Source organism: Agrobacterium larrymoorei, assembly GCF_030819275.1.
GTDB classification, from domain to species: Bacteria; Pseudomonadota; Alphaproteobacteria; order Rhizobiales; family Rhizobiaceae; genus Agrobacterium; species Agrobacterium larrymoorei_B.
The window spans coordinates 2,253,110-2,279,034 of the sequence record NZ_JAUTBL010000002.1 but is presented as its reverse complement, the minus strand read 5'-3'; the positions used below and the strand labels follow the sequence as shown (position 1 = coordinate 2,279,034).

The following is a 25,925-nucleotide window of genomic DNA, read 5'->3' as shown; positions in this document are numbered from 1 at the left end:
ACAGAGGACGGCTCACCATGGCAGAGGCTGGCGTAAAACTCGAAGAGAGCTGGAAACAGGCGCTTTCGGGTGAATTCGACAGCCAATATATGCAGAAGCTCAAAGGCTTCCTGCTGGCCGAAAAGGAAGCCGGCAAGCAGATCTTTCCCAAGGGGCCGGAGTATTTCCGCGCGCTCGATCTGACCCCGCTCAACGAGGTCAAGGTCGTTATCCTGGGGCAGGATCCGTATCATGGTCCGGGCCAGGCCCATGGTCTTTGCTTCTCGGTGCGCCCCGGCGTGCGCATCCCGCCCTCCCTCGTCAATATCTACAAGGAACTGCAAAGCGATCTCGGTGCCCATCCGGTGAAGCACGGCTTTCTCGAAAGCTGGGCCAAGCAAGGCGTTCTGCTTCTCAACAGCGTCTTGACGGTGGAGCAGGCGCGTGCCGCCTCGCATCAGGGCCAGGGTTGGGAGAAGTTCACCGATGCCGTCATTCGCGCCGTCAACGAGCAATGCGACCACGTTGTCTTTCTGCTCTGGGGCTCCTACGCGCAGAAGAAGGCGTCCTTCGTCGATCAGCGCAAACATCTGGTGCTGAAATCGGCCCACCCATCGCCGCTCTCCGCCCATAACGGCTTCTTCGGCAACCACCATTTCTCCAAGGCCAACGCCTTCCTCGTCTCGCATGGACGAGACCCGATCGATTGGCAGTTACCGGACGAGGTATAAGGGCTGTGCTCATCAAGGGTCATGAAGAAACCCGCAGCGCTGAATGAGCACCTGCGGGTTCCGACGCGACCGTCCGAGCGGTCTCAGCCTTGAACGTCAATCACCTGACGACATTGATCTCGGCGACACCATCTACCACCACGCCATCCTTGTATGAGTTGCGGACTATAACCTTGTCACTGCCGATGAACCCCTTTTTCGAGGTGTAGTAAGCGGAGGTCCCTTGCACGTCTTTTCCGGTGCATTTTGCATAGGTCCCATGGAATCTCCCGTCTATCTTCTCGTGGACGATGTCGACGGTGCCGTGTTGAGGCGCCTGAAGAATGCGCAGTTCCGGAATGACGCGAGCGCTGCAATCTCCCTTCACGGCCACTGCCCAATCGATTTTGGTGCGCTCTCCGCTAAGGGCGTTCTTCTTATAAGTGACTTGCTTGATGCCTTCGGCATTCGTCGTCACACAGCTCGATACTGCAGTGGAAATAAGTATTGCGGCAGAAATTTTGACAAGGATTTTGTTCATGGGGGTTGTCCCAACCGAGGAATTTACACGCGAAATCTAGAATTGCCGGTAGTACAGTCAAATTAAATTTCGTTTAGAATTGCGCATGTATTTCAGTTACTTGAGATGTACCGAGGATAGGCTTGCAGTGAGCCATTTAAGTGATTTCGGTCAAGCTATTGACAACCGGCAGGCAGTTCAAAACTGTTCGCAGAAAAAGCACGATCCGTTCTGATTGTTCACTCTATGCGCCAAGGCCAATCTGCACCATCTTCAGCCCATCACACACGGGATGCGCTTCTGAGATGAAGCCCCGTTGAACCACAAGGGGTTTATCATGTTGAACCAGATCAAGGGCCTGCACCACGTCACCTCCATGGCTGCGAGTGCTTCCGGTAACAACCGTTTCTTCACCGATACGCTGGGCCTGCGCCGCGTGAAGCAGACCGTCAACTTCGATGCGCCGGATGTCTATCACCTCTATTATGGCGATGAGGTCGGTTCGCCGGGCTCTGTCATGACCTATTTTCCGTTTCCGCATATCGCCCGCGGTCGGCCGGGGACCGGGGAAGTCGGCACCACGCTGTTTTCCGTGCCGGAAGGCTCGCTCGGTTACTGGCAGGATCGTCTTTCCAAGGCCAATGTCGAAGGACTGAAGGCGGATGAAGCCTTCGGCAACAAGCGCCTGCATTTTGCCGGCCCGGATGGGGATGGCTTTGCGCTGGTCGAGATCAAGGATGACAGCCGTGCGCAGTTTACCGGCAACGGTGTGGGTCAGGATCAGGCGATCCATGGTTTCCAGGGCGCTTCGCTCAGACTGCGCGATGAGGGTGCAACGGCAGAGCTTTTGAAGTTCATGGGCTATCAGGAGATCGACCGGCAGGATGGCGTTATTCGTCTCGGCATTCCCGGCGGCAATGGTGCGGATGTCATCGATATCGAGACCATGCCGAATATTTCCGGTGCCCGTCTTGGCGCCGGCTCCGTCCACCACATCGCCTTTGCCGTCGAAAACCGCGCCAAGCAGTTGGAAGTCCGCAAGGCACTCATGGACACGGGCTATCAGGTGACACCGGTTATCGACCGCGATTACTTCTGGGCGATCTATTTCCGTACGCCGGGTGGTGTGCTGTTTGAGATTGCCACCAACGAACCCGGCTTCGACCGCGACGAAGACACCGCGCATCTGGGTGAGACGCTGCAACTGCCGGAGCAGCACAAGCATTTGCGGCCGTTCCTTGAGCAGCATCTCGAGCCGCTCGATGGTTCGGTGAAGGCTTGACCGTCAGGCGAGCGAGGCTGGCTCCAACGCCGGCCTCGTAGAGGATTTCAGGAGCATGAAATGAGCACCGACAGTTACATTCATAAGCTGCGCACCGGCACGCCCGGCCAACCGGCTTTCTTTGTCTTTCATGGCACCGGTGGCGACGAGAACCAGTTCTTCGATTTCGCCTCACGGCTCTTGCCGAATGCGAGCGTGATTTCGCCGCGCGGCGATGTCTCGGAACATGGTGCCGCGCGATTCTTCCGCCGCAAGGCCGAAGGCGTCTACGATCTCGACGATCTCGACCGGGCGACCCGCCGCATGGCCGACTTTGTCGTGGCACACCGTGATGCGCATCAGGCGGGGAAGGTGATCGGGCTCGGCTTTTCCAACGGCGCGAATATTCTCGCCAATATCCTGATCGAGTTTCCCGATCTTTTCGATGCGGCGGCCCTCATGCATCCGCTCATTCCCTTCGAACCGAAAGCTGCACCTGCGCCGAAATCGCGTCGGGTTCTGGTCACCGCCGGAGAGCGCGACCCGATTTGCCCGGTGCCGATGACCAAGGCTTTCGCCGATTATCTCAAAGCACAAGGAGGTGAGGTCACGGAAGAGTGGCACCCTGGCGGGCATGAGATTCGGTCAAATGAAATCGACGCGGTGCGGACGTTTTTGACGCCCTATATGTGAGGAATAGAGTGCGCGGCGGCCGAGCGCATTTCGGCTCAGCCGCGGCTTCTTCTCAATACCCACACTGCCGAAGCTGCGCCTCATAGCGGATCGCCATATTGGCGGAGCGGCGTGCGGCTTTCTGGATGGCCGCGTTGTTGCGCCACACACCATTGGCATAGCCGCCATGGCCGGAATAATAGGCGAGATAGAGATTATAGGGGTCGTTCAGCGCAATGCCGTTCTGGCGGTTGCTGGTGGAGTGATACCAGCCGACGAAATGGATGGCGTCGGTGAAGTCGGTGCGGCTAGCGCTCCAGCGGCCGGTCTCGCGGCGATAGCGGTCCCATGTGCCGTCCAGCGCCTGGGCATAGCCGTAGGCTGTGGATTGACGCTTCCACGGAATGAAGCCGAAGAGCTTGGTGCGGGGCGGGCGCGCATAAGGCTGGAAGCTCGATTCCGTATAGATCGTCGCCATCATCACCGGTACCGGCACGCCGAACTCGCGCTGTGCCGCCTCGGCATCCTTGCGCCAGTTGTTGAACATGCCGTTCCGTTGCTCAAAAATCGCGCAGGCATTGGTGATCTGCGACGGGGCGGTCGCACAGCCAGCCAGAACGATCAAAAGAAAAAGGGCGACAAAAACGCTACGCATCGCGGAAACCTTTCGTTCCGCTCATTAGTAAATCGTAAATCTTAATGCTCGGTTTTGAGACAGGGTTAATTCAAATGCGCCCTGTTAAGAATCGGTTAACCCCTTAGATGCGGCCCATGGCGGACGCCATCTGGTAGAGCGCGAGACCGGATGCGGTGCCTGCGTTCAGGCTATCAAGCTGCGGCGATTGCGCGATGCGGGCCGAATGGAAGCGCGAGAGCACGGCAGGCGGCAGGCCTTCGCCTTCGGTGCCGATCACGAGCGCCATGCGCGGCGAGGGCGGGATTTGTCGGATTTCCGTTTTGCCCGCTGGCGACAGGCTCCAGATCTCGAAGCCTTCGTTTGCCAGTGCTTCCAGCATGGAGAGCGCGTTGCCGCCGCGATGATAGGGCACCGACAGGACCGAACCGACTGAGACGCGCAGCGCTTTGCGGTACAGTGGATCGCAGGACGTCGAGTCCAGAAACACCGCATCGGCCATGAAGGCTGCGGCATTGCGAAACATTGCACCCATATTGTCGTGATTGGAAAGGCCGCAGCCCGCGACGACCAGCGATGTTTCCGGCAGGCTGGCAATGGTCTGCGCCCTATCGCAGCTTCCCACCCGTGCGCCGAGCGCCAAGATGCCGCGATGCAGGTGAAAGCCGACGATGGTGTCCAGCACCTCGGCCTCAGCAACATAGACCGGTACGTCCGCCGGAAAATCGCAGAGGATATCCAACACACCGGCGAGCCGGTTCTTGAGGATCAGGATGCATTCGGCACGGAAATCGCCGCGTGCCTTGTGGGCTGCCGCCAGCATGCGCAGCACCACCGTGCCTTCGACGATGAACTTGCCGTGCCTGCCGGTCAGGTCGCGTTCCTTGATATCGCGGAAGGCAGCGATCCGGGGATCGTCTGCCCGCTCTATCGCAATCGGAGCCAAGCCATTGGGCAGGGCAGGCAGATCATTGCGCATCGATGGTGATGTCCGCGACGAAGCGGCGTGTCTGGACGTTGAAGACCAGCGCCTTGCGCGTGCCATTGGCGAGGCGGCCGTAGAACAGCATGTCGCCATTGGCGAAGGAGACGTTCTCGATGGTGAAGCCCTGCGGCAGGCTGGCGGTTGCCGATACCGGCTGGTCGGACGGCACCTGCATGGACTGGTTCGCTGCTGGTGTGGCGGTTTTCGACGGACCCATCGCCTTGTAGACAACCGCGCCGAAGACGGCCATAAGGCTGATAAACATCACCAAGCCCGACACGATCTGCAAACGGATCATCTTGCGGCGAACTTTTTCCATGGCCGGGTCTAGCGGCTTATCGTCCTGTTCGTCTTGCTCGATCTGCGTCATCGGGGTCCTTGGAAGTCTCGGATTGATCGGAAAATAAGAATGAACGACCCCTTTAAACAAGGCGAAGACGCAAGGAAAGTCCTGATTGCTGGCGAGGATGCCGAAGGGCGTCTCGATTCCTGGCTTGCAGCCGAAGTCGGGGGCGATCTTTCCCGCAGCCGTCTCAAGGCGCTGATCGAGCAGGGCGCCGTCTTCGTCAACGGTGCCGCCGTCACTGAGCCGAAGAAGAAGATCCGCGTCGGAGACCGCATCGAGATCACCATGCCTGAGCCGGAAGATCCCGAGCCCAAGGGCGAGGATATTCCGCTAGAGGTGGAATATGAGGATGACGACCTGATCGTGCTTCTCAAGCCCGCCGGTCTCGTGGTGCATCCGGGAGCGGGCAACTGGACGGGCACGCTGGTCAACGCGCTGATCCACCATTGCGGCGACAGTCTCTCCGGCATTGGCGGCGTCAAGCGTCCGGGCATCGTTCACCGGCTGGACAAGGAAACCAGCGGCGTGATGGTGGTTGCCAAGAATGACAATGCCCATCGGCATCTGGCAGCGCAATTTGCCGACCATGGCCGCACCGGCCCGCTGGAGCGCGCCTATAAGGCAATCGTCTGGGGACGTCCGAAGAGCCTGCGCGGCACAATCGATGCCGCCTTGGGCCGCAGCACGGACCGTACGAAGCGCGCCGTCAAGCGTGAGGATGCCGACGATGCGCGCGAAGCGATCACCCATTATGAGGTGGTGGAGCGCTATCACGAAAAGCCGGATGCAACCTCGCTTGCCTCCATGGTGGAATGCCAATTGGAAACCGGGCGCACGCACCAGATCCGCGTTCACATGGCCCATATCGGCCACCCGTTGATCGGCGATCCCGAATACGGCGCGGCCTTCCGCACCAAGGCAAACCTTCTGCCGGAACCGGCCAAGACGGTGGTCAACCACTTCCCGCGCCAGGCGCTGCACGCCTATCTGCTGGTCTTCGAACATCCCCGCACGGGCGAGGTCATGGAGTTCGAAACGGATATGCCGGACGACATGGCAGCCTTGGCGGATGCGCTGCGGGCCTGAGGCCGCAGCGCCTGCGACAATTTTGCGCTTGAGCGGCGCGATTTTTTTCGGAACGATTTCCGCCGAGATCGGTTTTTTCAACGTCCCGTGATGAGGTATTATTGGTCGATATGAGAGTGTCGCGTTTCCTTGAAACGTGACATCCGTATACATATTTAAGACATGGCTTGAAGCGGGGTCGGAAATGAACCGCGACAAGGTTCGCCTTAGGTTTGGGAACCGCGCCAGGAAAAAACATAAAGGGGGTGCTTTATGGCCCGCAATAGTTTGCCATCGATTACGGCTGGTGAAGCCGGTCTGAACCGATATCTCGACGAAATTCGCAAGTTCCCGATGCTGGAACCGCAGGAAGAATACATGCTTGGCAAACGCTATGCCGAGCATGGCGACAGAGATGCCGCCCACAAGCTCGTGACCAGCCACCTTCGCCTCGTTGCCAAGATCGCCATGGGTTACCGTGGTTACGGTCTGCCGATCGGTGAAGTCGTGTCGGAAGGCAATGTCGGCTTGATGCAGGCGGTGAAGAAGTTCGATCCGGATCGTGGCTTCCGTCTGGCGACCTATGCCATGTGGTGGATCAAGGCGTCGATCCAGGAATATATCCTGCGCTCGTGGTCCCTTGTGAAAATGGGGACCACCGCCAACCAGAAGCGTCTGTTCTTCAATCTGCGTCGTCTGAAAGGTCGTCTTCAGGCGATCGATGACGGCGATCTGAAGGCCGAGCACGTCAGGGAAATCGCGACGAAGCTGCAGGTGTCCGAGGAAGAAGTCATCTCGATGAACCGCCGCCTGTCTGGCGACGCATCGCTGAATGCGCCGATCAAGGCGTCCGAAGGCGAATCCGGCCAGTGGCAGGATTGGCTGGTAGACGACCAGGAAAGCCAGGAAGCGGTACTGATCGAGCAGGACGAGCTGGAAACCCGCCGTCGCATGCTTTCCAAGGCGCTGGGTGTCCTGAACGATCGCGAGCGCCGCATCTTCGAGGCACGCCGTCTGGCGGAAGATCCGGTGACGCTGGAAGAACTGTCAACCGAGTTCGACATCAGCCGCGAGCGCGTTCGCCAGATCGAAGTCCGCGCTTTCGAAAAGGTGCAGGACGCCGTGCAGAAGGAAGCCGAAGAGGCTGCCAAGGCCTTGCGCGTCGTCGACGCTTAATCCACACGTCTTTCTCCCACGAAAAAGCCCCGGTGAACATCTTCACCGGGGCTTTTCATTTTGGTCGATTTGTCCGAACCGCTTACTGGCCGTTGGTCGGCGATGCCGCCATCCATTCGCGCAGTGCCGTCTCGAACGCAGCCTTGCCGTCAGCGCCCTTCTGAAGGGTCAGAAGCGCGCGGCGCCCGTTGCGGTAGGAGACGGGGATGTCGATCCAGTCGCGGGTCCGCAGCAGTTCCAGATTGGTCTTGCGTGCGTCCGGGAAGTCGTTCAGCGCGATCATGTGGAAATCGTCGGTGATCTTTGCCGGAACAGCGATGAGCGCGTTGCCACGGTCCTGTTCGGTGGACTTCATGGCGATGCGCTGCACACTGTCGATCGCGCCACCTTCGAAGCCGGGCGAGACCGAGAAGACGATCTCGACCAGATGGCTTGCGGGAAGCGACGGGTCGGTATTGCGCTTGAAGGTAATGAGCGCGCTCAAGCCACGGCCGGGAATGGTGATCTGGCCCTGGACTTCTGGAGAAGGCTTGCCAGCATCATCCGTTTCGTTCTGCAACGTCCAGGAAACCTTGCCTTCGATCGCAGTCGGTACCGTCTGGCCAAGCACTTCCTCATAAAGGAACATGCGGTCGCCGGTTGCGGCAGCAGGGGCTGCGGTCTGCTGTGCGACAGGCTGGTTGCCGGCAGCAGCGGGTGCCGCGTTGGCGGTGTTCTGGGCTGAAGGCGCCTCGTTCTGCTGATAGACCGATTGGCCCTCCGCCGTCACAGGCTGGCCGTTGGCGCCAGGGCCTGGACCTTCGTCCTTCTCCGTACCATCGGCGAGAAGCCGCTGGGTGAACTTCGTGCCGGTGACAGAGCCGTCATCGGCAGGGCGTGTTGCTGCAGGCGTTCCCGTTGATGCCTGGCCCTGTGCCGGGGTCTGGCCGTTGGTTGCAGGCTGTGTGGCAGTGGCTCCGCCATTGGCAGGCGCCGACGCCGTCTGCGACGTTCCGCCGGAGGATGTATCAGTCGAGGTGCCGGTTTTGGCCGAGTTGACCAGACCACCGACCATGTCGTTCAGTGCCTCGCGGTTCGTCCACGCGGCATAACCACCGCCTGCAAGCACCACGAGAAGGCCGAGGCCAAGAACCATGCCGGCGTAATTGCGCTTCGGTTTCTTCTTCGTCGCATAGGCGGCGGCGGGAATGCCGGCGCCTGTGAAGCCGCTGTCGAGATTGCCATTGGCCGTCTTGTCGGAGCGGTCGTTTGATCCGCCATCATAGCCGATCAGCTCTTCGAGATCGTCCCAGGGGGTGCGTTCCTTGTCGTCCTTCGTGGCACTCGCCGCAAAAGGATCCTCGTCTGCGCGGGGCAGAGAAGGCGAGGTCTTCGGCGGCAGATCGAGCGCAGTGTCCTGAAAATAGGACGAGAAATCGTCGACCGGGGCCGGGGCTTTGCCAGCACCGGTGACCTGCGGCGTTCCCGACGGGTCGCGATGGGCATCATGCTCGTCGAAAGCGGCATAATGCGCGTCGTCGGATACCGGGCGGTTTTCAGGCTCTACGCTGACATTGCCATAATAATTGGACTGGCCGTCGAAGCCCGCCGTGTAGGGAAGCGGTGCGTTCTCATGCAGCACGGTTTCAGTGCTGATGGGCTCCGCCTCACGCGGCGCTTCGCGCGCATAATCGTGCTGATGGGTCTCCTCATGACGGTCATCGTCATGAGCAACCTCTTCATGGTGATAGGCGGCATGCAACTGACCATCATGCGAATGGTCTTCGACCTCAGTCTCTTCGCGCTCCCATGGGGCAGGCTCGAGATGGCTGTCCTGGCCGACCCAGTTGCGGTGCGCGTGGTCTTCATCGGCGGCGGGCTCGTGACGCGCCTCGAGGCCATGGTGCTCGTCTTGATGCTCATGAGCATAGGCCGGAGCCTCATGCTGATACGTTTCCGGTTCCTGATGCGTCTCAGCTGTTTCGTAGGATACCGGGCGCTGGTAAAGCTCAGCGTGTTCTGCTGGCTCCTCGGCGCGATAGGTTACCTCTTCGGCAGGCTCAGCCTGATAGGCAGGCTCGCGCTCTTCGTGCCGTTGACCATCGTCATGCGCGGCATAGGTCTCGTGCTGTTCAGGCTCGGGGTGATCGTCGTGATGTGCGGGTTCTGCGTCATCCCGATGCTCACCGGCGTAGCGCTGCTCCTGCGCGACGCTTTCTTCATAATAGGGCGACGACACGTCTTCGGGCGCAGGCGTCGCATAAGCGGCGGCTGCGCCTTCGTCTTCGTCCTCCAATGCGGGTAGTGCTTCGGAATACTCACCCTCGACCTCGGCAATCGCGGTGTCGAGCTTCATGATCTGCCGCTGGAGCATTTCTTCCGGCGGGCGCGGCTTCATGTTTTCAAGCTGGCGCACGACAGCGCTGCGTGCCTTGTCGTACACCTTGGCCCGGTTTTCGGGAGTATTGTTCGCCAAGCCATCCACGGCCTTGCGAATGACTGCTACAAAATCCGCCATAAGCACTTTCTCGTCGGAACCGGTAAAATGCCGGCCCGATATGGGTTATGAAGACTGATTGCCGAGAACATTAGTCCTCAAACGGGTCAGTCACAAGTATGGTGTCGTCACGCTCCGGGCTGGTGGACAGGAGTGCCACGGGCGCGCCGATCAGTTCCTCGACCTGGCGCACATATTTGATCGCCTGGGCAGGCAGGTCCGCCCACTTGCGGGCGCCGACGGTCGATTCCTTCCACCCCTCAAGGGTGATGTAGATCGGCTCGACGCGGGCCTGTGCGCCCTGGCTTGCCGGAAGGTGATCGATCTCCTGGCCGTCCAGCTTGTAGCCGACGCAGATCTTCAGTTCGTCCAGGCCGTCCAGAACGTCGAGTTTGGTCAGCGCAATGCCGGTGATGCCGTTGGTGGCGACCGACTGGCGCACCAGTGCCGCATCGAACCAGCCGCAGCGGCGCTTGCGGCCCGTGACGGTGCCGAATTCATGACCCTTCTCGCCGAGGAACTGGCCGATCTCGTCATGCAGTTCGGTCGGGAAGGGGCCTTCACCGACGCGCGTCGTATAGGCCTTGGTGATGCCGAGAATGTAGCCGAGCGAGCCCGGACCCATGCCGGAACCGGCAGCAGCTTGGCCAGCCACCGTGTTGGATGACGTCACATAGGGATAGGTGCCGTGGTCGATATCGAGAAGCGAGCCTTGCGCGCCTTCGAACAGGATGCGGGCGCCGGCGCGGCGCTTCTTGTCGAGCAGCAGCCAGACGGTTTCGCTGAAGGGAAGAATGCGATCGGCAATCGACGTCAGTTCTTCCATGATCGTTTCATGCGATACTTCGGCAGCGCCGAAACCGCGACGAAGGGCATTGTGGTGGGTCAGAATGCGATCGACCTTGGCCGACAGCGCTTCGCGGTCTTCAAGGTCCATGACGCGGATGGCGCGGCGGCCGACCTTGTCTTCATAGGCTGGACCGATGCCGCGGCGGGTGGTGCCGATCTTGGTGCCGCTGTTGGAGGCGGCGTCTTCGCGCATGCCGTCCAGTTCGCGGTGCAGAGACAGGATGAGCGTGGCATTATCGGCGATGCGCAGGTTCTCCGCCGTCACCTTGACGCCCTGGGCTTCCAGGCGGCCCATTTCCGCAATCAGTGCGTGAGGATCGACCACCACGCCGTTGCCGATAACGGCAAGCTTGCCGGGACGAACGACGCCGGACGGGAGCAGGGACAGCTTGTAGCTGACGCCATCAATGACAAGGGTATGACCGGCATTGTGCCCACCCTGATAGCGCACGACCACGTCGGCGCGCTCGGAGAGCCAGTCAACAATCTTACCCTTGCCTTCGTCGCCCCACTGCGAGCCGACCACGACTACATTCGTCATTTCTTGCTTTCCTGCTCATGGCGCCGGGGCGCCCCTAACTCAAACCCACAAATCTATACTGCGTTGTTTTGCGGAAAGCGACCCTGTTTATGCAGCGGAATTTTGCTTTTGTAGGATAATTGTGCCCATCCTATGGCTGAAAAGCGTGCAACTGCTCTTGCGAAGCCGTCAGGGCGAGTGCAGAAATCGGGCACGTCTTCGAATGAAAGTTCTGCGCCCGTGCTCTCCAGAGCCTACCTCGTCCTGACCATCGCCGCATTGTGCTGGGGCGGAAATGCCGTCGCGGGCAAGCTTGCGGTGGGTCATATCAGCCCGATGGTGCTGACGTTTCTGCGCTGGGTGGTGGCGGTGGCGATCATCGTCTCGATCTCTTTGCCGCAACTGGTCCGCGACTGGCCGGTGGTCAAAAAGCGGCTGCCCTATTTCTTAACACTTGGTACGGTTGGATACACGTGTTTCAACGCGGCCCTCTATACGGCGCTGAAATACACAACCGCCATCAATGCAGCGGTCATCCAGGCGGTGATCCCGGCGGTGATCTTCGTCTTCAACTTCGCGCTCTTCCGCACCAAGGTTCTCGCCGTTCAGATCATCGGCTTCATCCTGACCATCTTCGGTGTTGCGCTTCTCGCCTCCCGCGGCGATCTGATGTCGCTCATCCGGCTGGAGTTCAATCCAGGCGATGCGATCATGCTGCTCGCGGTGCTGGCCTATGCGATCTATACCGTGATCCTACGGTGGAAGCCGGCGGTGGACTGGCGCACGCTGATGGCCATTCCGGCGATGGCTGCCCTTCTGACCTCGATACCGCTGATGGGGTGGGAAGTCTTGAGCGATCAGGCGATCTGGCCTGAAGCAAAGGGATGGGCGATCGTTCTCTATACGGCGCTCTTCCCTTCGCTTGTGGCGCAGATCTTCTTCATCAAGGGCGTGGAGGAGATCGGTCCGAACCGCGCCGGGCTCTTCATCAACCTCATTCCGGTTTTCGGCACATTTCTATCGGTGATGATCATCGGCGAGACGCTGCATCTCTACCAGATCGTCGCGCTGTTGCTCGCGCTTGGCGGCATTGCGGTTGCCGAACGAAAAAAGCCGCCTGTCGTGTAAGCCACAGGGGCGCAACGACGGGCGGCAGTCGGTCATGAATCTCTTGGAATGGTCTAGCGCAGCTTTTCGAACTGGTCGAAGCGCTGGAAGTAGAAATCGAGCGAGGCGATCGCGGCTTTGCGTTCAATGTCCACTTGCTCGCTCTCTCTGATCGACGGGGCCGATGCGATGAGATTGTGCTCGATCATGGCAAAGCTTCTGGCGAGACCGCCGGGGCCTGCCGCATCGGCGTGGCTTGCGATGGATGCGATAACGATGCCGCACAGCGCGGCTGCGAAAAGCTTCTTCAACATGTCTAACCCCGTTTCGTGGCCGGCTTGCCCGCCGGTTTCTTTTTGCGCTTCGGTTACCGGACCGGTTTTTTTTTTGTTGTCCGGCCTCTGTTGAAGACGACATTACGAGCCAAAATTTTCGGTGCGTTTAAATCGATCGGTACAATTTTATCGGTCTTTATTTTTAATGCCGTCCATCGCATTTTTTCCGGCGAGCCTCACCAGGGAACGTCACGTCCTTCCCGGTCGAGATAGTGAAGACCGGGCTTTCCCTGCTGTGCGAGAAGCGTGGTGACGATCTGCGGTACGGTTTCTTCCATGCCGAAGGGCGCGGCGGGGCCGCCGAGTCCGGTGCGGATCCAGCCGGGCGCCATCAGCACCAGGGCGCGCGGATCGTTTGCATGGCGAGCTGCGTAGCTGCGCATATACTGGTTCAGAGCAGCCTTCGATCCGCGATAAACCTCATGACCGCCATTCGTGTTGTTGGAAATGCTGCCTTGCCCGGACGACATGACGCCGATCAGACCGGCCTGTGTCACGCAATCCTGCAGGCCTTCGACCACTCGCATGGGACTGAGCGCATTCGTGACCATCACGCGGATGAATTCATCCGTCGATACCTCCGCGATGGTCTCGTCCTGATCGGTGTTGGCCGTACCAGCGTTGACGAAGAGGATGTCGATTTCTTTTCCCGCCAGCCGATCACGCAACGAGGCGATCTCCTCCGGCCTCGTGATATCGAGTTGGGCAATTTCGACACGGCCCGGATGTGCGTTGGCAAGGTCGTGCAGCAAGGTTCGATCAGGCCCGCGCACCGTTCCGATCACATGCCAGCCGCGTCGCAAAAATTCCGCCGCCATCGCATGGCCGAGGCCGCGCGATGCGCCGACGATGAGAGTGGTTCTCGTTGTTTGGTTTACATGGTTCGAGGTCATGATCTCGCCTTTCCGTGTTTATGTCGGAAGTCATCATCCTCCTCACTCATCAGATGCGCCAGACGCACAGGATGCAAACTATTATTGCATAAGACGCTATGCATCTGTCGGGTATCGGATAGAATGTTTCGATGGACACCATCGACCTCAATCTTTTGCCGGCACTGGATGCGCTTCTGACTGAAGGCAGTGTAACGGCGGCGGCGCGACGGCTGGGCCTCAGCTCGTCCGCCATGAGCCGGACGCTTGCCCGATTGCGTGCCGCGACCGGTGATCCCCTGCTCGTGCGGGCAGGCCGGGGGCTGGTGCCAACGCCACGGGCCATTGCGCTGCGTGAGCGCGTTCATGTGCTGGCGCGTGATGTGCGCGACGTTCTCAGCCCGCAGGACGGCACCCTCGATCTCGCCACGCTGGAGCGGACCTTCACGATCCGGGCCAATGAAGGGTTCATTGCCTTGTTTTCCGCTCCCTTAGTCGCCACGGTGGTCGCGACCGCTCCCCATGCGCGCCTGTGCTTTGCGCCAAAGCCGGTTAAAGAGGCGGGGCCGCTCAGGGACGGAACGATCGACCTGGAGATCGGAGTGTTGGGCGACTTTGCGCCCGAGGTTCGCACGCATCTTCTCTTTCGCGACCGCTTCATCGGCGTTGCACGAAAGGGGCATGCATTGCTCTCCGCACCGGTGACGCCGGAGCGGTATGCCGCTGTCCGGCATGTCGTCGTGTCCCGACGCGGCCAATTCACCGGACCGGTCGATGATGCTCTTGAGACGCTTGGCCTCGCCCGCGAGATCGTTGCCCTGGTGCCGGGTTTCCCGGATGCCTTGCGGATTGCGCGGCAGTCCGATCTGGTTGCGCTGGTGACGCAATCCTGCCTGTCCGATCCACGGTTTGAAGAGGGGTTGGTAAGCTTCCCGTTACCGGTGGAAACGCCGGAGATCGCCGTCGTCGCGCTCTGGCATCCCCGCATGGAAGCCGATCCCGCGCATCGCTGGCTCCGCGAGACGGTCATTGCCCTATGCCGGTCCTACGCGCCGTCGTCGAAACCGGAGGACAATGGCCGCTAGAGCGCCGTGCCTCCTATTGAACGTACAAGGGATGCTCTATCGTCTTTATCTAGGCCTCGCGCATTCCGAAAATCGATTCCGATTTTTGGGCCGATGCTGTCGGCAAAATCTGGGAAGCCACGTCCGCCACAACAAAAGCGACAGGAAGCTCACATGATCGTCCAAGCCTGCATCAACGGAGCCCGTCCCGCCGGCTACCATCCGAATTTGCCCCTGACGGTCGATGCCATGGTCCGCGATGGTATCGCCTCGATCGAGGCGGGGGCGGCCGAACTGCACATTCATCCGCGTGACGACGCAGGCCGTGAGAGCCTCTCGGCCGTCGATCACACGATCCGCGCCATGCGCCGCGCCTGTCCTGGCACGCTGATCGGCGTTTCCACGGGCGCATGGATCGAAGCGAATCCGGCGACCACGCGGGCGCGCATCGCGGCCTGGCGTGAGCGGCCGGATTATGCATCGGTCAATCTTTCCGAACCGGATGCCCCTGCGGTGATGGCGCTTCTCGACAGCATCGGTGTCGGCATCGAAGCCGGCCTTGCGACGATCGCCGACGCGGAGCGGCTCGTCTCATTGCCGGATCGTCCGCCCCTGTTCCGGGTGCTGATCGAAATCGAAGAACAGGATATCAACCAAGCCGACGAGATCGCCGATGGCATTGCGCAGGTGCTGGCGGACGCGGGGCTGTCCCGGCCAATCCTGCTGCACGGCTTCGACGCGACCGTCTGGCATTTCGTGCGGCGCGCGCGAGAGCGACGCTGGTCGACCCGGGTCGGATTGGAAGACGGCCTGTCGGAGCCGGATGGCTCCTTGTCCAGCGGGAACGCCGATCTGGTCGCCGCGGCTGTGGCGATGTTCGCGCCGAACGGATGTGTCAGATGATCCTTCACGGCAGGTCGCGTTGGCGGGGCGAGGGGCGTTAGGGCAGCGAGATATCTTACCGAACCTGACTGGCCAGCTCCTCATTCGCCAGTCCGGTCAGCGCGCATAATTCCGCCGCGCTTGCTCCGTCGCGTGCCTGCACCGACATGCCTTGGATGATCGCGCCGATGAAGCGGGCAAGGGCTGCGGGATCGGCAGTGGGCTTCAGTTCGCCCTCGGCCTTCGCGCGTTCCAACCGCTCGCGGAGGCGGGCGATCGTCGCCTCGCGCCGGGCCGCGACCAATCGCGCAACGGGATCGTTCTCCACCGCGCAGCCAAGCACCGCAGTCGAGATCATGCAGCCGGGGGGATGCGCCGGATCGGCAAAGCCCTTCGCCTGCGCATCCAGCCACGCGCACAATGTGCCGATCACATCCGGCGCGGCAAGATCCTCCTCCGTCAGCGTTGCGAAAGCATCGCCATACCAGCCGAGCGCCTCACGGTAGAGATCTGCCTTCGAGCCGAAGGCGGCATAGAGGCTTTGCGGCGTGATCCCCATCGCTGCCGTCAGATCGACGATTGACGCCCCTTCGTAGCCTAGCCGCCAGAATGTTTCACCCGCCTTGGCCAGCACCTCGGCGCGGTCGAAGGCCGGCGGACGGCCGCGACGACGAACAGGGGCCTCACTGTTGTTCGCTTCAGTATTTTTCACATCGTTCACTCTAGAAATATCCTGGGCAGTGTTTATTATGGAGCGATCATGGTGATAATATAGGAGCATCCTCGATGAGTCATCCTGCTTCTCTCAAAACCCGGATCGACGCTGCCATCGGCCGCGCCATCACCGATAATCGTCTCGTCGGCGCGGTCGTGCTCGTCGCTGAGGACGGTGAGATCACTTGCAGCCACACAGCAGGTTTTCTGGACGGGAGGCGGGCACGCCGATGCGGGAAGATGCGATCTTCCGCTTCGCCTCGGTGTCCAAGCCGTTGGTGACGGTAGCGGCTTTGCGCCTTGCCGCGCTTGGTACGATCGCGCTCGACCAGCCCGTTACGCGCTGGCTGCCGGCGTTTCGCCCTGCACTGCCGGACGGATCACGGCCCGATATCACCCTGCATCATCTCCTGACGCATTCGTCAGGTCTCAGTTACCGCTTTCTCGAACCGGAGGGCAGCGCCTACCACCTGCTCGACGTGTCCGACGGTCTCGACCAGCCGGGCCGTGCGATGGACGATAATCTTCGCCGTCTGGCGCAGGCGCCGTTGGCTTTCGCGCCGGGCACCGCGTGGCGCTATTCGCTCGGCATCGATGTGATCGGCGCGGTGCTGGAAGCAGCCACCGGGCAGACGCTCGATGCGATCGTTCGTGACGAAGTGACCGGCCCGTTGGGCCTGGCGGATACCGGCTTTACCATTACCGATGATAGGCGGCTGGCGACACCCTATGCAGATGGCGCCGATGGCCCGGTGCGCATGGATGGCACGATCACCGTACCGTTGCCGCCGCAGGCCGGCGAGGGCGCCATCTCCTTCGCCCCGGATCGCATCTTCGACCCCGCTTCCTTCCGTTCGGGTGGCGCCGGCATGGCCGGGACGGCGCGCGATCTGCTGACCTTCCTCGAAGCCATCCGCACCTCCTTAACGGAACGAGGCGGACCGATCCTGCCACGAGACGTGGTCGCCACGATGATGCGCGATCACGTCGGCCCACAAGCGGAGACGCAAGGGCCCGGCTGGGGCTTCGGCTATGGCAGCGCAGTGCTCATCGATCCCGCTGCGACCGGTACGCCGCAGGCGGTGGGCACGCTGCAATGGGGCGGCGCGTACGGGCATAACTGGTTCATCGATCCGGTCAATCGGCTATCGGTCGTGCTGCTCACCAACACCGCTTTTGAGGGCATGGCAGGGCAAGTCGTTATCGATGTCCGGGACGCCGTCTATGGCTGAGGCTTCGTGTTTTGCCGCTACAGGCGCTCGTCCTCGCTACAGCGCAGACATCGCTCATGATCATCCGGCGCGGCGCGCCATCAGCTCGCTGGCACGGTTTGCAAGGCTTTTGCGGTCACCGGCGCTTTCGGCATTGGCGATAAGGGCCGGAATGGGAGAGCTTTCGCCCTCCTGGGCGGCGGTGAGCGCGATCATGCGTGCCGCGATCTGGCCGATCTCCTTGCGGATCGCCTCGTCATGGGTGTCGCCCTTGATGTTCAGCAGCCGCTCGGTCAGCGCCGTGCCTTGATTGCGGATGTCCTCGATCTCGCGCGTGAGCCGTTCCGGTGGTTCCGCAGTGGTTTCAGGCTGGGTAAGAGGGGCGGGGATAATGCTCACCGCATCCTTGGTGTCTTCCTTGCCGCTCACGCGTTCCTTCAGGCGGGCGATGTCCTGGGCGCGGCGCTCCAGCAGCATTTCGCTATCGGCATTGCGGGCCATTTCCTTCGCGAGCTGATCTTCGAGCCGCGCGATCTTGCGGCTTTCGCGGTTCATATGCTGGGCGGCTTCCCGCGCTTTGGCGGCGGCTTCCTCCAACTGCCGGGTGATGTCCTCACGTTCCTTGCGCCAGGAGATGGCCTTGTTCTTGGCCTGCTCCACTTCCAGGTCGCGGGCCGACAGAGCGATTTTGAGATCGTCCAGCTCGCGGGAAATCGCATTGACGCGCTTGGTGAGGTTGGAGATTTCCTGGGTGCGGGCAATCGCCGTTTCTTCGGCGTCGTTGAGCTTTGTCGTCAGCCGGGCGACGGCATCCTCGTGTCGGCGGGCCTTGGCACGCAGGTCGCCAGCCTCCAACGTCATCTGCTCCAGTTGCAGTTTCAGCTCGCGGGTTTCGGCGAGAAGCCGTCCGGCATCGCCCTGGGCGGCTTCATTCTTGAACTTCAGCGCCAGCGCCTTTTCCCGCTCGGCATCCAGTTCCTGACGGGTGCGGGCATTTTCCGCGGCATAAAGCGCACGCGCCATATCCTTTTGCGCGCGCACTTCCTGCGGGCTCATCGGCATCGTCGCACGCAGTCTCTTTTCGGTGTAGGAGACGATACGCCGGTGGATCGCCGGGGCGATCAATGAAACCAGCAGAATTGCGCAGAGAAAACCAAGGCCGAAAATAAGGGCGTACTCAATCACGCGTGGTCGTCTCCACAGGAAGCGCCAAGGGTCGAGGACCCAGATTGGCAGCTCATTTCATCGTCGCGGCGCAGACTGTCACGGCAATCTTGCGCCAGGCGGTCATCGCCTTACACGCTAAAGCGCCGTGTGTCCTATTGGACGCACAAAGGACGCTTTACCTTTTTGAAGCTACGCATCGTGCTTTCCGAAAATCGATTCCGATTTTCGGGCCGATGCTGTAGTCGCGTTAGAGGACTTTAACGCAAAAAGGAGCGGCTGACGAATCAGAAAGGATTCCATGTGGGCTGCGGGGTGAGCTTCAGATAGCCGACATTGATGCCGAGGCGCGCGCCGATGCCGGTACGGATCGGAGCAATTGTGACGTCGCTGTTCTTCAGCACTGTCATGCCAACGCCGGCGACGATGAAGGCGGAGCCGCTGACGCCGCCATAACGACGATAGAGCGCATTGACGGAGGGCAGGTTGTAGACGAGCATCATGGCGCGCGTGCCCTGGCCGCCGTAATCGAGACCGAGCGATGGGCCCTGCCAGAAGACCGGATGCTGACCGGCATTCTTCGTATAAAGCGTGCCTTCGCCATAGGTGAGGCCCGCAACGAAGGCGCCGGAGCCTTCCTGCCCGAGAATATAACCATTCGGCAGACCATATTGCTGGAATGCGCGTTCCACGACCTTCGCAAGGCCGCCCGTCGTCTCGCCGAAGAAGCCGTGACCGGCATCGACAATTTCCTGGATGGTGTATTGATCGCTGCTTTGTGCCGATGCCTGCGCAGCCGACAAAGACAGGCTCGCAAGGATCACGAAAATCTTTACCAGTCCGAGGCGTGCGATGGTGCGGAGTTCGTTAAGTCGCATCGTCAGTTCCGTCCGTCTGTTTGTTACCATTGCCGTGTTAAGACATTTGGCATTTTGAGACCATGATATTAACAATCGGTTTACCAAATATGGTGTCATTATGGCTTAGAGCGTTTCCTTGCTAAATGGAATCGGTCCAGCGGAGCACGTTTTCGACAGGACACATTTATTTAACAAGGAAAAGCTCATAGAGCGCCGGGCGTTCCTTCGGGGGCACTCAGGACGCTCTAACGCTTTTCGAGTCTAAGCATCGTGCTTTCCGACGATCGATTTTGGTTTGGGGCCGATGCTGTAGCAATTTTGACAGGGTCCGCGCTCTATCCGCGCAGGAGAAAATGTATGACGGCAAAATTCAAAATCTCGCTCTCCGGCCCGGATCTGGCGGCACTGCTGTGCAGCCGCGTGTGCCACGACGTCATTTCGCCGGTCGGCGCCATCAATAATGGTCTTGAACTTCTCGATGAAGGCGGCACCGATGCCGATGCGCTGGACCTGATCCGCACCTCGGCGCTGAATGCCTCCGTACGGCTGAAGTTTGCACGCCTTGCCTTCGGTGCCTCCGGTTCGGCCGGCGCGTCGATCGACACGGGCGAAGCCGAAAAGGCTGCCAAGGATTTTGCCGCTGCGGAAAAGAAGGTGGAAGTCACCTGGTCCGGTCCACGCGCCATCGTCGCCAAGAACCGCGTCAAGCTGCTCCTGAACCTCTTCCTCGTTGCCTATGGCGCGATCCCGCGCGGTGGCAATGCGGATATCGTGCTCGAGAACCCGGATGGCGATGCTCGCTTCGAAATCACCGTCAAGGGCCGCATGATGCGCGTGCCCGCCAAGTTCGCGGCAATCGCCGAGGGTACGGAAGAAGAGGCGATCGACGCCCATTCCGTTCAGCCTTACTACACGCTGCTTCTGGCCGAAGAAGCCGGCATGAAGATCGAATACAAAGTGCACGAAGACCGCGTGGTCTTCACGGCTTCCATGGCCGAGGCTGCCGAAGCGGCCTGATTGGATTGATGGTGGGCTGCCGTGGAGGTGGCCCATTTTTTCGTGCCGAGTAGAATAATGGTGGGCAATCGTCCCCCCGTCGCCCACGTCAGGTGCCGCTTAGACGGCGTGTCAAAACCGCTTTACCATCACCTCGTTGGCATAGGATTGGTCGCCGATCCGAAACGCGGTCTGACCGTTGCGGGTAAATCCGAGACGTTCATAGAAGATGATGGCGTCTCTATTCTCGCTATTCACCGCAAGCCACACGCCCTTGAGCCCACGCTCCGCGCAGAGCTTAAACGCTTCCACAAGAAGCCGTTTACCGATGCCTTTTCCCTTGTGCCGCGGCTGAACATAGAGCGTTGCGACTTCTGTCTGAGGGCCGTTTTCGATAGGCGCGGGGCTTTCGACCGTTACGCGCGCGAAGCCGTCAATGCCGTCGCTATTGTCGGAAACCAGGATGATCTCATTCTCATCATCGGTGAGCGCTTCGAATTTCTCCGTGGTGAAGGCCGAAAGGGCATAATCGGCAAAGAATTTCGACACACCGTTTCTCAGATACGTTCCGATCCAGACTTCGATGGAGAGTGCCGCAAGGCTAGAGGCGTCGTCTTTCAAGGCTTTGCGAATCGTCATGACACTCTCTTTTTCTGCGGAAGCGGTGTGCCGGACAAAACAAAACCCGCCGTTTGCGCGGCGGGTTTGTCATGACAACCATGCTTGGGAGGCATGTCGAGGAGATAATCAGGCGGTCTCGAGATATTCGGTGTTGCCATCCGGCTCGCGAAGCACGTAGCCGCGGCCCCAGACGGTTTCAATGTAGTTCGCGCCGCCTGCTGCGTTTGCCAGCTTCTTGCGCAGCTTGCAGATGAACACGTCGATGATTTTCAGTTCAGGCTCGTCCATACCGCCATAGAGGTGGTTGAGGAACATTTCCTTGGTGAGCGTGGTACCCTTGCGGAGCGACAGCAGCTCCAGCATCTGGTATTCCTTGCCCGTCAGATGAACGCGCTGGCCGCCGACTTCGACAGTTTTGGCATCCAGGTTGACGATCAGCTCGCCGGTGGCGATGACCGACTGGGCGTGGCCCTTCGAACGGCGCACGATGGCGTGAATGCGGGCAACCAGCTCGTCCTTGTGGAACGGTTTGGTCATGTAATCGTCGGCGCCGAAGCCGAGACCGCGCACCTTGTCTTCGATGCCGGCCATGCCCGACAGAATAAGGATCGGCGTCTTGACCTTCGAGAGACGGAGCGTTCTCAAGACCTCGTAACCGGACATATCCGGGAGGTTGAGATCGAGAAGGATAATATCGTAATCGTAGAGCTTTCCAAGATCCACGCCTTCCTCACCGAGGTCGGTCGTATAGACGTTGAAACTTTCCGACTTCAACATCAGCTCAATGCTCTGAGCCGTTGCGCTGTCGTCTTCAATAAGTAGAACCCGCATAATTATCCCCTTTGCCGCCCGCGGTTGGTAAATGAATGCCGTTTGCGCGATGCGGATCCAGACGTTGCCTGATTTGCAGGCTGCCACCAAATGGTTAACAAATTCTTCTCTCCTTTGGCAAGGTATGCAGAACTTATTAAATAATTCGGGCACTCTGCTGTTTTTGAACGTGAATCCATCATCGCCAAACATGAACCAATAGGTGAGGAAAACCCCCTAAGTGATTCAATCGACTCTTGCATTGTCGTGCCCAGTGGTTTTTTGGGCTTGGCATTTACCGACCCTTAAATGATCCGCCTTATCATTAACGATGCCCGTAAATGAAAAGTTAACAGCGCAGTTTTTTTATTAATGGCGGGTAACTTTTAAGAATCATTCCGGCACAGCCGGAGTGGCGGGTTGGTTCCTGTTTGAACCGGGGTCTCGCTATCCAGGAGTATTGAGTATGAAGTCGCGTGACAGCCTAGTTCGCCTGAAAGAATTTCAGGTCAACGAAAAACGTCGTCAGTTGCAGCAGTTGCAGTCGATGATGTCCGAATTCGAACGGATGGCCAAGGAATTGGTCCATCAGATCTCCCTCGAAGAAAGCAAGTCCGGGATTACAGATCCCAGCCATTTCGCCTATCCGACCTTTGCCAAGGCAGCACGCCAGCGTGCCGACAATCTGCAGGTTTCAATCCGGGAGTTGAAGATGCAGCAGGAAGCCGCCGAGGCCTCTCTGGAAGAAGTGCAGGCCGAGTACGATAAAGCCGCAGCACTGGAACACCGCGATACGGCGGTCCGCGCCCGCGCCTGACGCTCTTGCGTTAATGAAGGCGATTTGAACCTGACGTCATTGACGGCGGCCAGCTGATCAGGAGGCTGCTTTCAATGACGCTGTTTTTTGTCTGAAAAATTGCGATCCGCCTGGCCGATGCCGGGCGGATTTTTTTATGATGTCTTTTTGATTGCGATTGAGGCCGCATAAAAGAGAAGGGGCTGGAGGCGTATTCGTCCCGCCGAAAATAGACAGCAGCGATCGCTTGCTCCGAATTCCAAGACGGTCTGAGTTTCGCGACGAGCGACGCCTAAGAAGGGTCTTGGGGCAAGGGGGGAATCCCTTGGTGGAAGGCGGAAACCTCCCGGATGTCATCAATAGAGCGGATGACGTGAAAGGCGAGGTTCAATGTCGTCGCAACGTGGTGCTAAAAAGCAAAAACGGCGTCACACCTTCCCGTATCGACGGGATGGGATGACGCCGGATCTGGCATGGCAGGGCGCAACGAGGGCGCACATGCCGGAACGTTTAGTGGCGGTACTGCTGAATGCGCGTGGTGCGCAGGCCTGCGAGGCCGTGATCTGCAATCGACGACTGCCAGGACAGGAACTCTTCCACTGTCAGCGTATAGCGCTCACAGGCTTCTTCCAGGCTCAAAAGCCCGCCGCGCACGGCGGCAACGACTTCGGCCTTTCGGCGGATGACCCAGCGACGGGTGTCGGCTGGTGGCAGATCGGCAATCGTCAGGGGGCTGCCATCGGGACCGATGACATATTTAACTCGCGGGCGTATCATTTCGGTCATTGGACACTCTACACAAACTCAAGACCATATGCTGGGCACTTTAGGGGCGTACCTTTAAAAAATACCTAAGCGCACAGAGATAATTTGTTAATAATTTGAATGATTTCGCTGGGTTTGTTCGTGCTTTGCGGCACATTAGCCCAAAAATGGGCGCTTTGGCGCCCAGTAAAGCGTGTGAAAATTTTTGCTGGAAGGGTTTGCAAGCGGTCACGGCGGACTTTCGCGGGCCCGCACGTCCAGGCGAGGGCGTGCTTTCTCGATGCTGCGCTCTACCGCCAGCCGCTGGTGTTCGTTATGGCGGCTGATGCTATCGGTGGAACGTCCAAAGCGTGGTGCGATGTTTCAGATTCGCTCCTCACGCTTCCGTTTTTTGTTTATCGTAAAACCGCTGCACAGTTTTGCGCGACAGGCTTCAGTATGCGCGCCAAGACTTGCTTCCACGGCAATAGGCTCAGCGATTATCGCGGTGGAGCGCCCCAGGCAATGAAGTCGGGATTGGCGAGCATGTCATCATTGCTGTGGTCGATTTCGTAGCGCAGCGGCAAGCCCGCCATATCGAGCGTGATGCCGCCTGCGGCCCGCAAAACGGCGTCGCCCGCGGCGGTGTCCCACATCATGGTGCGGCTGAAGCGAGGGTAAACGTCGGCAGCACCTTCCGCCAGCATGCAGAATTTCAGCGACGAGCCGATGGAGATGCTGTCGATCAACCCGTTTTCCGTCACGAAGGCTTCAGTCCTCGGGGTGCAATGGGAGCGACTGATGACGGCAACGGGCATGGGTGGTTTGGCGCGACAGCGAATGGAGTGGTTCGACAGATGCTCGAATTCTCCGGAAATGAAGAGCTTGCGCGCCGTCTCCTTTTCGCCGGTCCATGCCACCCCGAGGGCTGGGGCATAGACGATGCCAAGCATCGGTACGCCCTTTCGGATCAATGCAATGTTGACGGTGAAATCCTGCTTGTCCGAAATGAATTCCTTGGTACCGTCCAGTGGATCGACGAGGAAAAAGTCGCCGTCGATCTTGGGCACATGGCCGGTCGTGGCGGACTCTTCGGCAATAACCGGGATATCGGGGAAGTCACGCGAGAGGGCCGATAGAATGACCTCTTCGGCGCGCTCATCCGCTTCGGTGACGGGAGAGCAGTCATTTTTGTAGGTCACATGCGGGCCGGCGGCGTGAACCGCCATGATTTCCTTGCCGGCGCTCAAAGCCGCCGCAATCAGACTTTCCAGCATTTCCATTCCTTCAGAACCCGCGAGCCCGCAGCCCTTCTGCTGCAAGGTTTCCTGCAAGCATGAGACGCGATCAGGTGAAGTTTGGTTACGCCTGATGAGGGCGCCGGTCAAATATATCTATTTGGGAATGAAAGGCGTGCGTCCGGCGATTAAATTTTCGGGCTTAACTGCCGCTTTCATAATCTTTTTGATGCCGATTGCAGCAATCGGGGCGTTAACATTAAAATTTGTGCATATTTCTCCCTTTTTGGCTTCACATTTTTACCGAACGCGCTAAGGGTTTGCGTCAAGAGGGACAATAAAGACAATGAGAGCCCTCAGTAAGCAACATAAACGAGGTACGTTCCGCATCGAGAACGCGCCCAGGGGAAAAATATGGAGTATTTTATCCAACAGCTCATCAACGGGCTGACTCTTGGATCGATCTACGGCCTTATCGCTATTGGCTACACGATGGTCTACGGTATCATCGGCATGATCAACTTCGCTCACGGCGATATTTTCATGCTGGGCGGCTTCGCCGCTCTGATCGTCTTTCTCATTCTCACATCCTTCATCGCAGGCATTCCAGTCGCCATTCTTCTGTTGGTGATGATGGTCGTTGCCATGCTGGTGACGGGGCTGTGGAACTGGGCGATCGAGCGCGTGGCCTATCGTCCGCTACGCGGCTCATTCCGCCTTGCGCCGCTGATCACGGCGATTGGCATGTCGATCGTGCTGTCGAACTTCATCCAGGTGACGCAGGGCCCGCGCAACAAGCCGATCCCGCCCATGGTCACCGATACGTACCATTTCGGCGCGATCACCATTTCGCTGAAGCAGCTTCTCATCGTGGCCATTACCTCGGTGCTGCTGTTCGCTTTCTGGTACATCGTCAACAAGACACCGCTTGGCCGTGCACAGCGCGCCACCGAGCAGGACCGCAAGATGGCGGCGCTGCTTGGCGTCGACGTTGACCGCACGATCTCGGTGACCTTCGTCATGGGCGCTGCGCTCGCCGCCGTCGCCGGTACGATGTATCTGATGTATTACGGCGTGGCCTCGTTCAATGACGGCTTCATCCCCGGCGTGAAGGCTTTCACGGCTGCGGTTCTGGGCGGTATCGGCTCGCTTCCGGGCGCTGTTCTCGGCGGTCTTTTGATCGGTCTTATCGAGTCGCTCTGGTCGGCCTATTTCTCCATCGCCTACAAGGACGTGGCCGCCTTCGGTATTCTGGCTTTCGTGCTGATATTCAAGCCGACTGGCATTCTCGGCCGTCCGGAAGTCGAGAAGGTTTAAG

Annotated in this window: 27 protein-coding genes and 1 pseudogene; 12 read left to right on the top strand and 16 right to left on the bottom strand. The window is 59.4% G+C overall.

Translation table 11 applies throughout. The features are described from left to right. Window positions 1–17 precede the first annotated feature (17 nt). Window positions 18–710, top strand: coding sequence for a uracil-DNA glycosylase (ung, locus tag QE408_RS19660; RefSeq protein WP_306934059.1), 693 nt, complete (start codon window positions 18–20; stop codon window positions 708–710). A gap of 100 nt (window positions 711–810) precedes the next feature. On the opposite strand, the gene QE408_RS19655 is transcribed toward ung, so the two are convergent. Further along, complete coding sequence (locus tag QE408_RS19655) at window positions 811–1,230, bottom strand: hypothetical protein (RefSeq protein WP_306934057.1); 420 nt, start codon at window positions 1,228–1,230, stop codon at window positions 811–813. Window positions 1,231–1,546: 316 nt separating this feature from the next. Between QE408_RS19655 and QE408_RS19650 the strand changes: the two genes are divergently transcribed. Both QE408_RS19650 and QE408_RS19645 read left to right on the top strand, forming a co-directional pair. After that, complete coding sequence (locus QE408_RS19650; protein ID WP_306934055.1) at window positions 1,547–2,491, top strand: VOC family protein; 945 nt, start codon at window positions 1,547–1,549, stop codon at window positions 2,489–2,491. A gap of 60 nt (window positions 2,492–2,551) precedes the next feature. After that, window positions 2,552–3,163 (top strand): alpha/beta hydrolase, encoded by a 612-nt coding sequence (locus tag QE408_RS19645; RefSeq protein WP_306934054.1) that lies wholly within the window; start codon window positions 2,552–2,554, stop codon window positions 3,161–3,163. A 52-nt stretch (window positions 3,164–3,215) separates the two neighbouring features. On the opposite strand, the gene QE408_RS19640 is transcribed toward QE408_RS19645, so the two are convergent. The 3 genes from QE408_RS19640 to QE408_RS19630 all read right to left on the bottom strand — a co-directional run bounded on the left by QE408_RS19640 (window position 3,216) and on the right by QE408_RS19630 (window position 5,131). Continuing rightward, entirely contained in the window at window positions 3,216–3,797 is a 582-nt protein-coding gene (locus QE408_RS19640) for a transglycosylase SLT domain-containing protein (protein ID WP_306934052.1), read from the bottom strand. A gap of 103 nt (window positions 3,798–3,900) precedes the next feature. Continuing rightward, a complete protein-coding gene (locus QE408_RS19635; RefSeq protein ID WP_306934050.1) occupies window positions 3,901–4,755 on the bottom strand; it encodes a TrmH family RNA methyltransferase in 855 nt (284 codons plus the stop codon). After that, the gene (locus tag QE408_RS19630) at window positions 4,745–5,131 is read right to left on the bottom strand and encodes a hypothetical protein (RefSeq protein ID WP_306934049.1); all 387 of its coding nucleotides are present in this window, start codon (window positions 5,129–5,131) and stop codon (window positions 4,745–4,747) included. The genes QE408_RS19635 and QE408_RS19630 overlap by 11 nt, the downstream gene beginning before the upstream one ends. Window positions 5,132–5,170: 39 nt before the next feature. Between QE408_RS19630 and QE408_RS19625 the strand changes: the two genes are divergently transcribed. Next, a complete protein-coding gene (locus QE408_RS19625) occupies window positions 5,171–6,193 on the top strand; it encodes an RluA family pseudouridine synthase (protein ID WP_306934047.1) in 1,023 nt (340 codons plus the stop codon). Between the two features lie 252 nt (window positions 6,194–6,445). Further along, window positions 6,446–7,348 (top strand): RNA polymerase sigma factor RpoH, encoded by a 903-nt coding sequence (gene rpoH, locus QE408_RS19620; protein ID WP_306934045.1) that lies wholly within the window; start codon window positions 6,446–6,448, stop codon window positions 7,346–7,348. Between the two features lie 82 nt (window positions 7,349–7,430). Here rpoH and QE408_RS19615 read toward each other — a convergent pair whose 3' ends face one another. Together QE408_RS19615 and QE408_RS19610 are read right to left on the bottom strand one after the other, a co-directional pair. Next, entirely contained in the window at window positions 7,431–9,845 is a 2,415-nt protein-coding gene (locus QE408_RS19615) for a nucleoporin FG repeat-containing protein (RefSeq protein ID WP_306934043.1), read from the bottom strand. A 70-nt stretch (window positions 9,846–9,915) separates the two neighbouring features. Then, complete coding sequence (locus QE408_RS19610) at window positions 9,916–11,214, bottom strand: adenylosuccinate synthase (protein ID WP_306934041.1); 1,299 nt, start codon at window positions 11,212–11,214, stop codon at window positions 9,916–9,918. Window positions 11,215–11,433: 219 nt separating this feature from the next. On the opposite strand from QE408_RS19610, the gene QE408_RS19605 reads away from it, so the two are divergent. Then, window positions 11,434–12,321 carry a DMT family transporter gene (locus tag QE408_RS19605; protein ID WP_306934890.1) on the top strand — a complete coding sequence of 296 codons (888 nt, stop codon included), beginning with the start codon at window positions 11,434–11,436 and terminating at the stop codon, window positions 12,319–12,321. Window positions 12,322–12,374: 53 nt separating this feature from the next. Here QE408_RS19605 and QE408_RS19600 read toward each other — a convergent pair whose 3' ends face one another. Further along, window positions 12,375–12,614, bottom strand: a complete 240-nt coding sequence (locus tag QE408_RS19600; protein ID WP_306934040.1) for a hypothetical protein — start codon at window positions 12,612–12,614, stop codon at window positions 12,375–12,377. Window positions 12,615–12,811: 197 nt separating this feature from the next. Further along, window positions 12,812–13,528 (bottom strand): SDR family NAD(P)-dependent oxidoreductase, encoded by a 717-nt coding sequence (locus tag QE408_RS19595; protein WP_306934038.1) that lies wholly within the window; start codon window positions 13,526–13,528, stop codon window positions 12,812–12,814. Window positions 13,529–13,659: 131 nt separating this feature from the next. On the opposite strand from QE408_RS19595, the gene QE408_RS19590 reads away from it, so the two are divergent. Both QE408_RS19590 and QE408_RS19585 read left to right on the top strand, forming a co-directional pair. After that, a complete protein-coding gene (locus QE408_RS19590; RefSeq protein ID WP_306934036.1) occupies window positions 13,660–14,592 on the top strand; it encodes a LysR family transcriptional regulator in 933 nt (310 codons plus the stop codon). 153 nt (window positions 14,593–14,745) lie between these two features. Beyond that, on the top strand, window positions 14,746–15,474 hold the full coding sequence (locus tag QE408_RS19585) for a 3-keto-5-aminohexanoate cleavage protein (protein WP_306934034.1): 729 nt from the start codon (window positions 14,746–14,748) through the stop codon (window positions 15,472–15,474). A 55-nt stretch (window positions 15,475–15,529) separates the two neighbouring features. On the opposite strand, the gene QE408_RS19580 is transcribed toward QE408_RS19585, so the two are convergent. Both QE408_RS19580 and QE408_RS19575 read right to left on the bottom strand, forming a co-directional pair. Further along, complete coding sequence (locus QE408_RS19580; RefSeq protein WP_373465589.1) at window positions 15,530–16,165, bottom strand: TetR/AcrR family transcriptional regulator; 636 nt, start codon at window positions 16,163–16,165, stop codon at window positions 15,530–15,532. A 35-nt stretch (window positions 16,166–16,200) separates the two neighbouring features. Further along, the gene (locus QE408_RS19575) at window positions 16,201–16,362 is read right to left on the bottom strand and encodes a hypothetical protein (protein ID WP_306934030.1); all 162 of its coding nucleotides are present in this window, start codon (window positions 16,360–16,362) and stop codon (window positions 16,201–16,203) included. On the opposite strand from QE408_RS19575, the pseudogene QE408_RS19570 reads away from it, so the two are divergent. Continuing rightward, window positions 16,294–17,399 (top strand): annotated as a pseudogene (locus tag QE408_RS19570) (serine hydrolase domain-containing protein). The gene QE408_RS19575 and the pseudogene QE408_RS19570 overlap by 69 nt on opposite strands. Before the next feature lie 60 nt (window positions 17,400–17,459). On the opposite strand, the gene QE408_RS19565 reads toward QE408_RS19570, so the two are convergent. Continuing rightward, complete coding sequence (locus QE408_RS19565; RefSeq protein WP_306934026.1) at window positions 17,460–18,563, bottom strand: hypothetical protein; 1,104 nt, start codon at window positions 18,561–18,563, stop codon at window positions 17,460–17,462. 266 nt (window positions 18,564–18,829) lie between these two features. Continuing rightward, window positions 18,830–19,426, bottom strand: a complete 597-nt coding sequence (locus QE408_RS19560; RefSeq protein ID WP_306934887.1) for a DUF1134 domain-containing protein — start codon at window positions 19,424–19,426, stop codon at window positions 18,830–18,832. A 333-nt stretch (window positions 19,427–19,759) separates the two neighbouring features. Between QE408_RS19560 and chpT the strand changes: the two genes are divergently transcribed. Then, the gene (chpT, locus tag QE408_RS19555) at window positions 19,760–20,419 is read left to right on the top strand and encodes a histidine phosphotransferase ChpT (RefSeq protein WP_306934024.1); all 660 of its coding nucleotides are present in this window, start codon (window positions 19,760–19,762) and stop codon (window positions 20,417–20,419) included. Between the two features lie 111 nt (window positions 20,420–20,530). On the opposite strand, the gene QE408_RS19550 is transcribed toward chpT, so the two are convergent. After that, window positions 20,531–21,037 (bottom strand): GNAT family N-acetyltransferase, encoded by a 507-nt coding sequence (locus tag QE408_RS19550; RefSeq protein ID WP_306934022.1) that lies wholly within the window; start codon window positions 21,035–21,037, stop codon window positions 20,531–20,533. Window positions 21,038–21,145: 108 nt separating this feature from the next. Further along, the gene (ctrA, locus tag QE408_RS19545) at window positions 21,146–21,850 is read right to left on the bottom strand and encodes a response regulator transcription factor CtrA (RefSeq protein ID WP_306934020.1); all 705 of its coding nucleotides are present in this window, start codon (window positions 21,848–21,850) and stop codon (window positions 21,146–21,148) included. Window positions 21,851–22,295: 445 nt separating this feature from the next. Here ctrA and QE408_RS19540 point away from each other — a divergent pair, with 445 nt between their 5' ends. Then, entirely contained in the window at window positions 22,296–22,646 is a 351-nt protein-coding gene (locus tag QE408_RS19540) for a flagellar export protein FliJ (RefSeq protein ID WP_306934018.1), read from the top strand. Between the two features lie 489 nt (window positions 22,647–23,135). Here QE408_RS19540 and sciP read toward each other — a convergent pair whose 3' ends face one another. Beyond that, on the bottom strand, window positions 23,136–23,411 hold the full coding sequence (sciP, locus tag QE408_RS19535; RefSeq protein WP_062426213.1) for a CtrA inhibitor SciP: 276 nt from the start codon (window positions 23,409–23,411) through the stop codon (window positions 23,136–23,138). Window positions 23,412–23,869: 458 nt separating this feature from the next. Next, entirely contained in the window at window positions 23,870–24,646 is a 777-nt protein-coding gene (gene cysQ / locus QE408_RS19530) for a 3'(2'),5'-bisphosphate nucleotidase CysQ (RefSeq protein WP_306934015.1), read from the bottom strand. A gap of 375 nt (window positions 24,647–25,021) precedes the next feature. On the opposite strand from cysQ, the gene QE408_RS19525 reads away from it, so the two are divergent. Beyond that, window positions 25,022–25,924, top strand: a complete 903-nt coding sequence (locus QE408_RS19525; RefSeq protein ID WP_306934013.1) for a branched-chain amino acid ABC transporter permease — start codon at window positions 25,022–25,024, stop codon at window positions 25,922–25,924. Window position 25,925 lies beyond the last annotated feature (1 nt).

What these genes read in the sequence shown, in the direction of transcription:
- ung (WP_306934059.1), top strand. Translation starts at nt 18, where the DNA reads ATGGCAGAGGCTGGCGTAAAACTCGAAGAGAGCTGGAAACAGGCGCTT.
- QE408_RS19655 (WP_306934057.1), bottom strand. Translation starts at nt 1,230, where the DNA reads ATGAACAAAATCCTTGTCAAAATTTCTGCCGCAATACTTATTTCCACT.
- QE408_RS19650 (WP_306934055.1), top strand. Translation starts at nt 1,547, where the DNA reads ATGTTGAACCAGATCAAGGGCCTGCACCACGTCACCTCCATGGCTGCG.
- QE408_RS19645 (WP_306934054.1), top strand. Translation starts at nt 2,552, where the DNA reads ATGAGCACCGACAGTTACATTCATAAGCTGCGCACCGGCACGCCCGGC.
- QE408_RS19640 (WP_306934052.1), bottom strand. Translation starts at nt 3,797, where the DNA reads ATGCGTAGCGTTTTTGTCGCCCTTTTTCTTTTGATCGTTCTGGCTGGC.
- QE408_RS19635 (WP_306934050.1), bottom strand. Translation starts at nt 4,755, where the DNA reads ATGCGCAATGATCTGCCTGCCCTGCCCAATGGCTTGGCTCCGATTGCG.
- QE408_RS19630 (WP_306934049.1), bottom strand. Translation starts at nt 5,131, where the DNA reads ATGACGCAGATCGAGCAAGACGAACAGGACGATAAGCCGCTAGACCCG.
- QE408_RS19625 (WP_306934047.1), top strand. Translation starts at nt 5,171, where the DNA reads ATGAACGACCCCTTTAAACAAGGCGAAGACGCAAGGAAAGTCCTGATT.
- rpoH (WP_306934045.1), top strand. Translation starts at nt 6,446, where the DNA reads ATGGCCCGCAATAGTTTGCCATCGATTACGGCTGGTGAAGCCGGTCTG.
- QE408_RS19615 (WP_306934043.1), bottom strand. Translation starts at nt 9,845, where the DNA reads ATGGCGGATTTTGTAGCAGTCATTCGCAAGGCCGTGGATGGCTTGGCG.
- QE408_RS19610 (WP_306934041.1), bottom strand. Translation starts at nt 11,214, where the DNA reads ATGACGAATGTAGTCGTGGTCGGCTCGCAGTGGGGCGACGAAGGCAAG.
- QE408_RS19600 (WP_306934040.1), bottom strand. Translation starts at nt 12,614, where the DNA reads ATGTTGAAGAAGCTTTTCGCAGCCGCGCTGTGCGGCATCGTTATCGCA.
- QE408_RS19595 (WP_306934038.1), bottom strand. Translation starts at nt 13,528, where the DNA reads ATGACCTCGAACCATGTAAACCAAACAACGAGAACCACTCTCATCGTC.
- QE408_RS19590 (WP_306934036.1), top strand. Translation starts at nt 13,660, where the DNA reads ATGGACACCATCGACCTCAATCTTTTGCCGGCACTGGATGCGCTTCTG.
- QE408_RS19585 (WP_306934034.1), top strand. Translation starts at nt 14,746, where the DNA reads ATGATCGTCCAAGCCTGCATCAACGGAGCCCGTCCCGCCGGCTACCAT.
- chpT (WP_306934024.1), top strand. Translation starts at nt 19,760, where the DNA reads ATGACGGCAAAATTCAAAATCTCGCTCTCCGGCCCGGATCTGGCGGCA.
- QE408_RS19550 (WP_306934022.1), bottom strand. Translation starts at nt 21,037, where the DNA reads ATGACGATTCGCAAAGCCTTGAAAGACGACGCCTCTAGCCTTGCGGCA.
- ctrA (WP_306934020.1), bottom strand. Translation starts at nt 21,850, where the DNA reads ATGCGGGTTCTACTTATTGAAGACGACAGCGCAACGGCTCAGAGCATT.
- QE408_RS19540 (WP_306934018.1), top strand. Translation starts at nt 22,296, where the DNA reads ATGAAGTCGCGTGACAGCCTAGTTCGCCTGAAAGAATTTCAGGTCAAC.
- sciP (WP_062426213.1), bottom strand. Translation starts at nt 23,411, where the DNA reads ATGACCGAAATGATACGCCCGCGAGTTAAATATGTCATCGGTCCCGAT.
- cysQ (WP_306934015.1), bottom strand. Translation starts at nt 24,646, where the DNA reads ATGCTGGAAAGTCTGATTGCGGCGGCTTTGAGCGCCGGCAAGGAAATC.
- QE408_RS19525 (WP_306934013.1), top strand. Translation starts at nt 25,022, where the DNA reads ATGGAGTATTTTATCCAACAGCTCATCAACGGGCTGACTCTTGGATCG.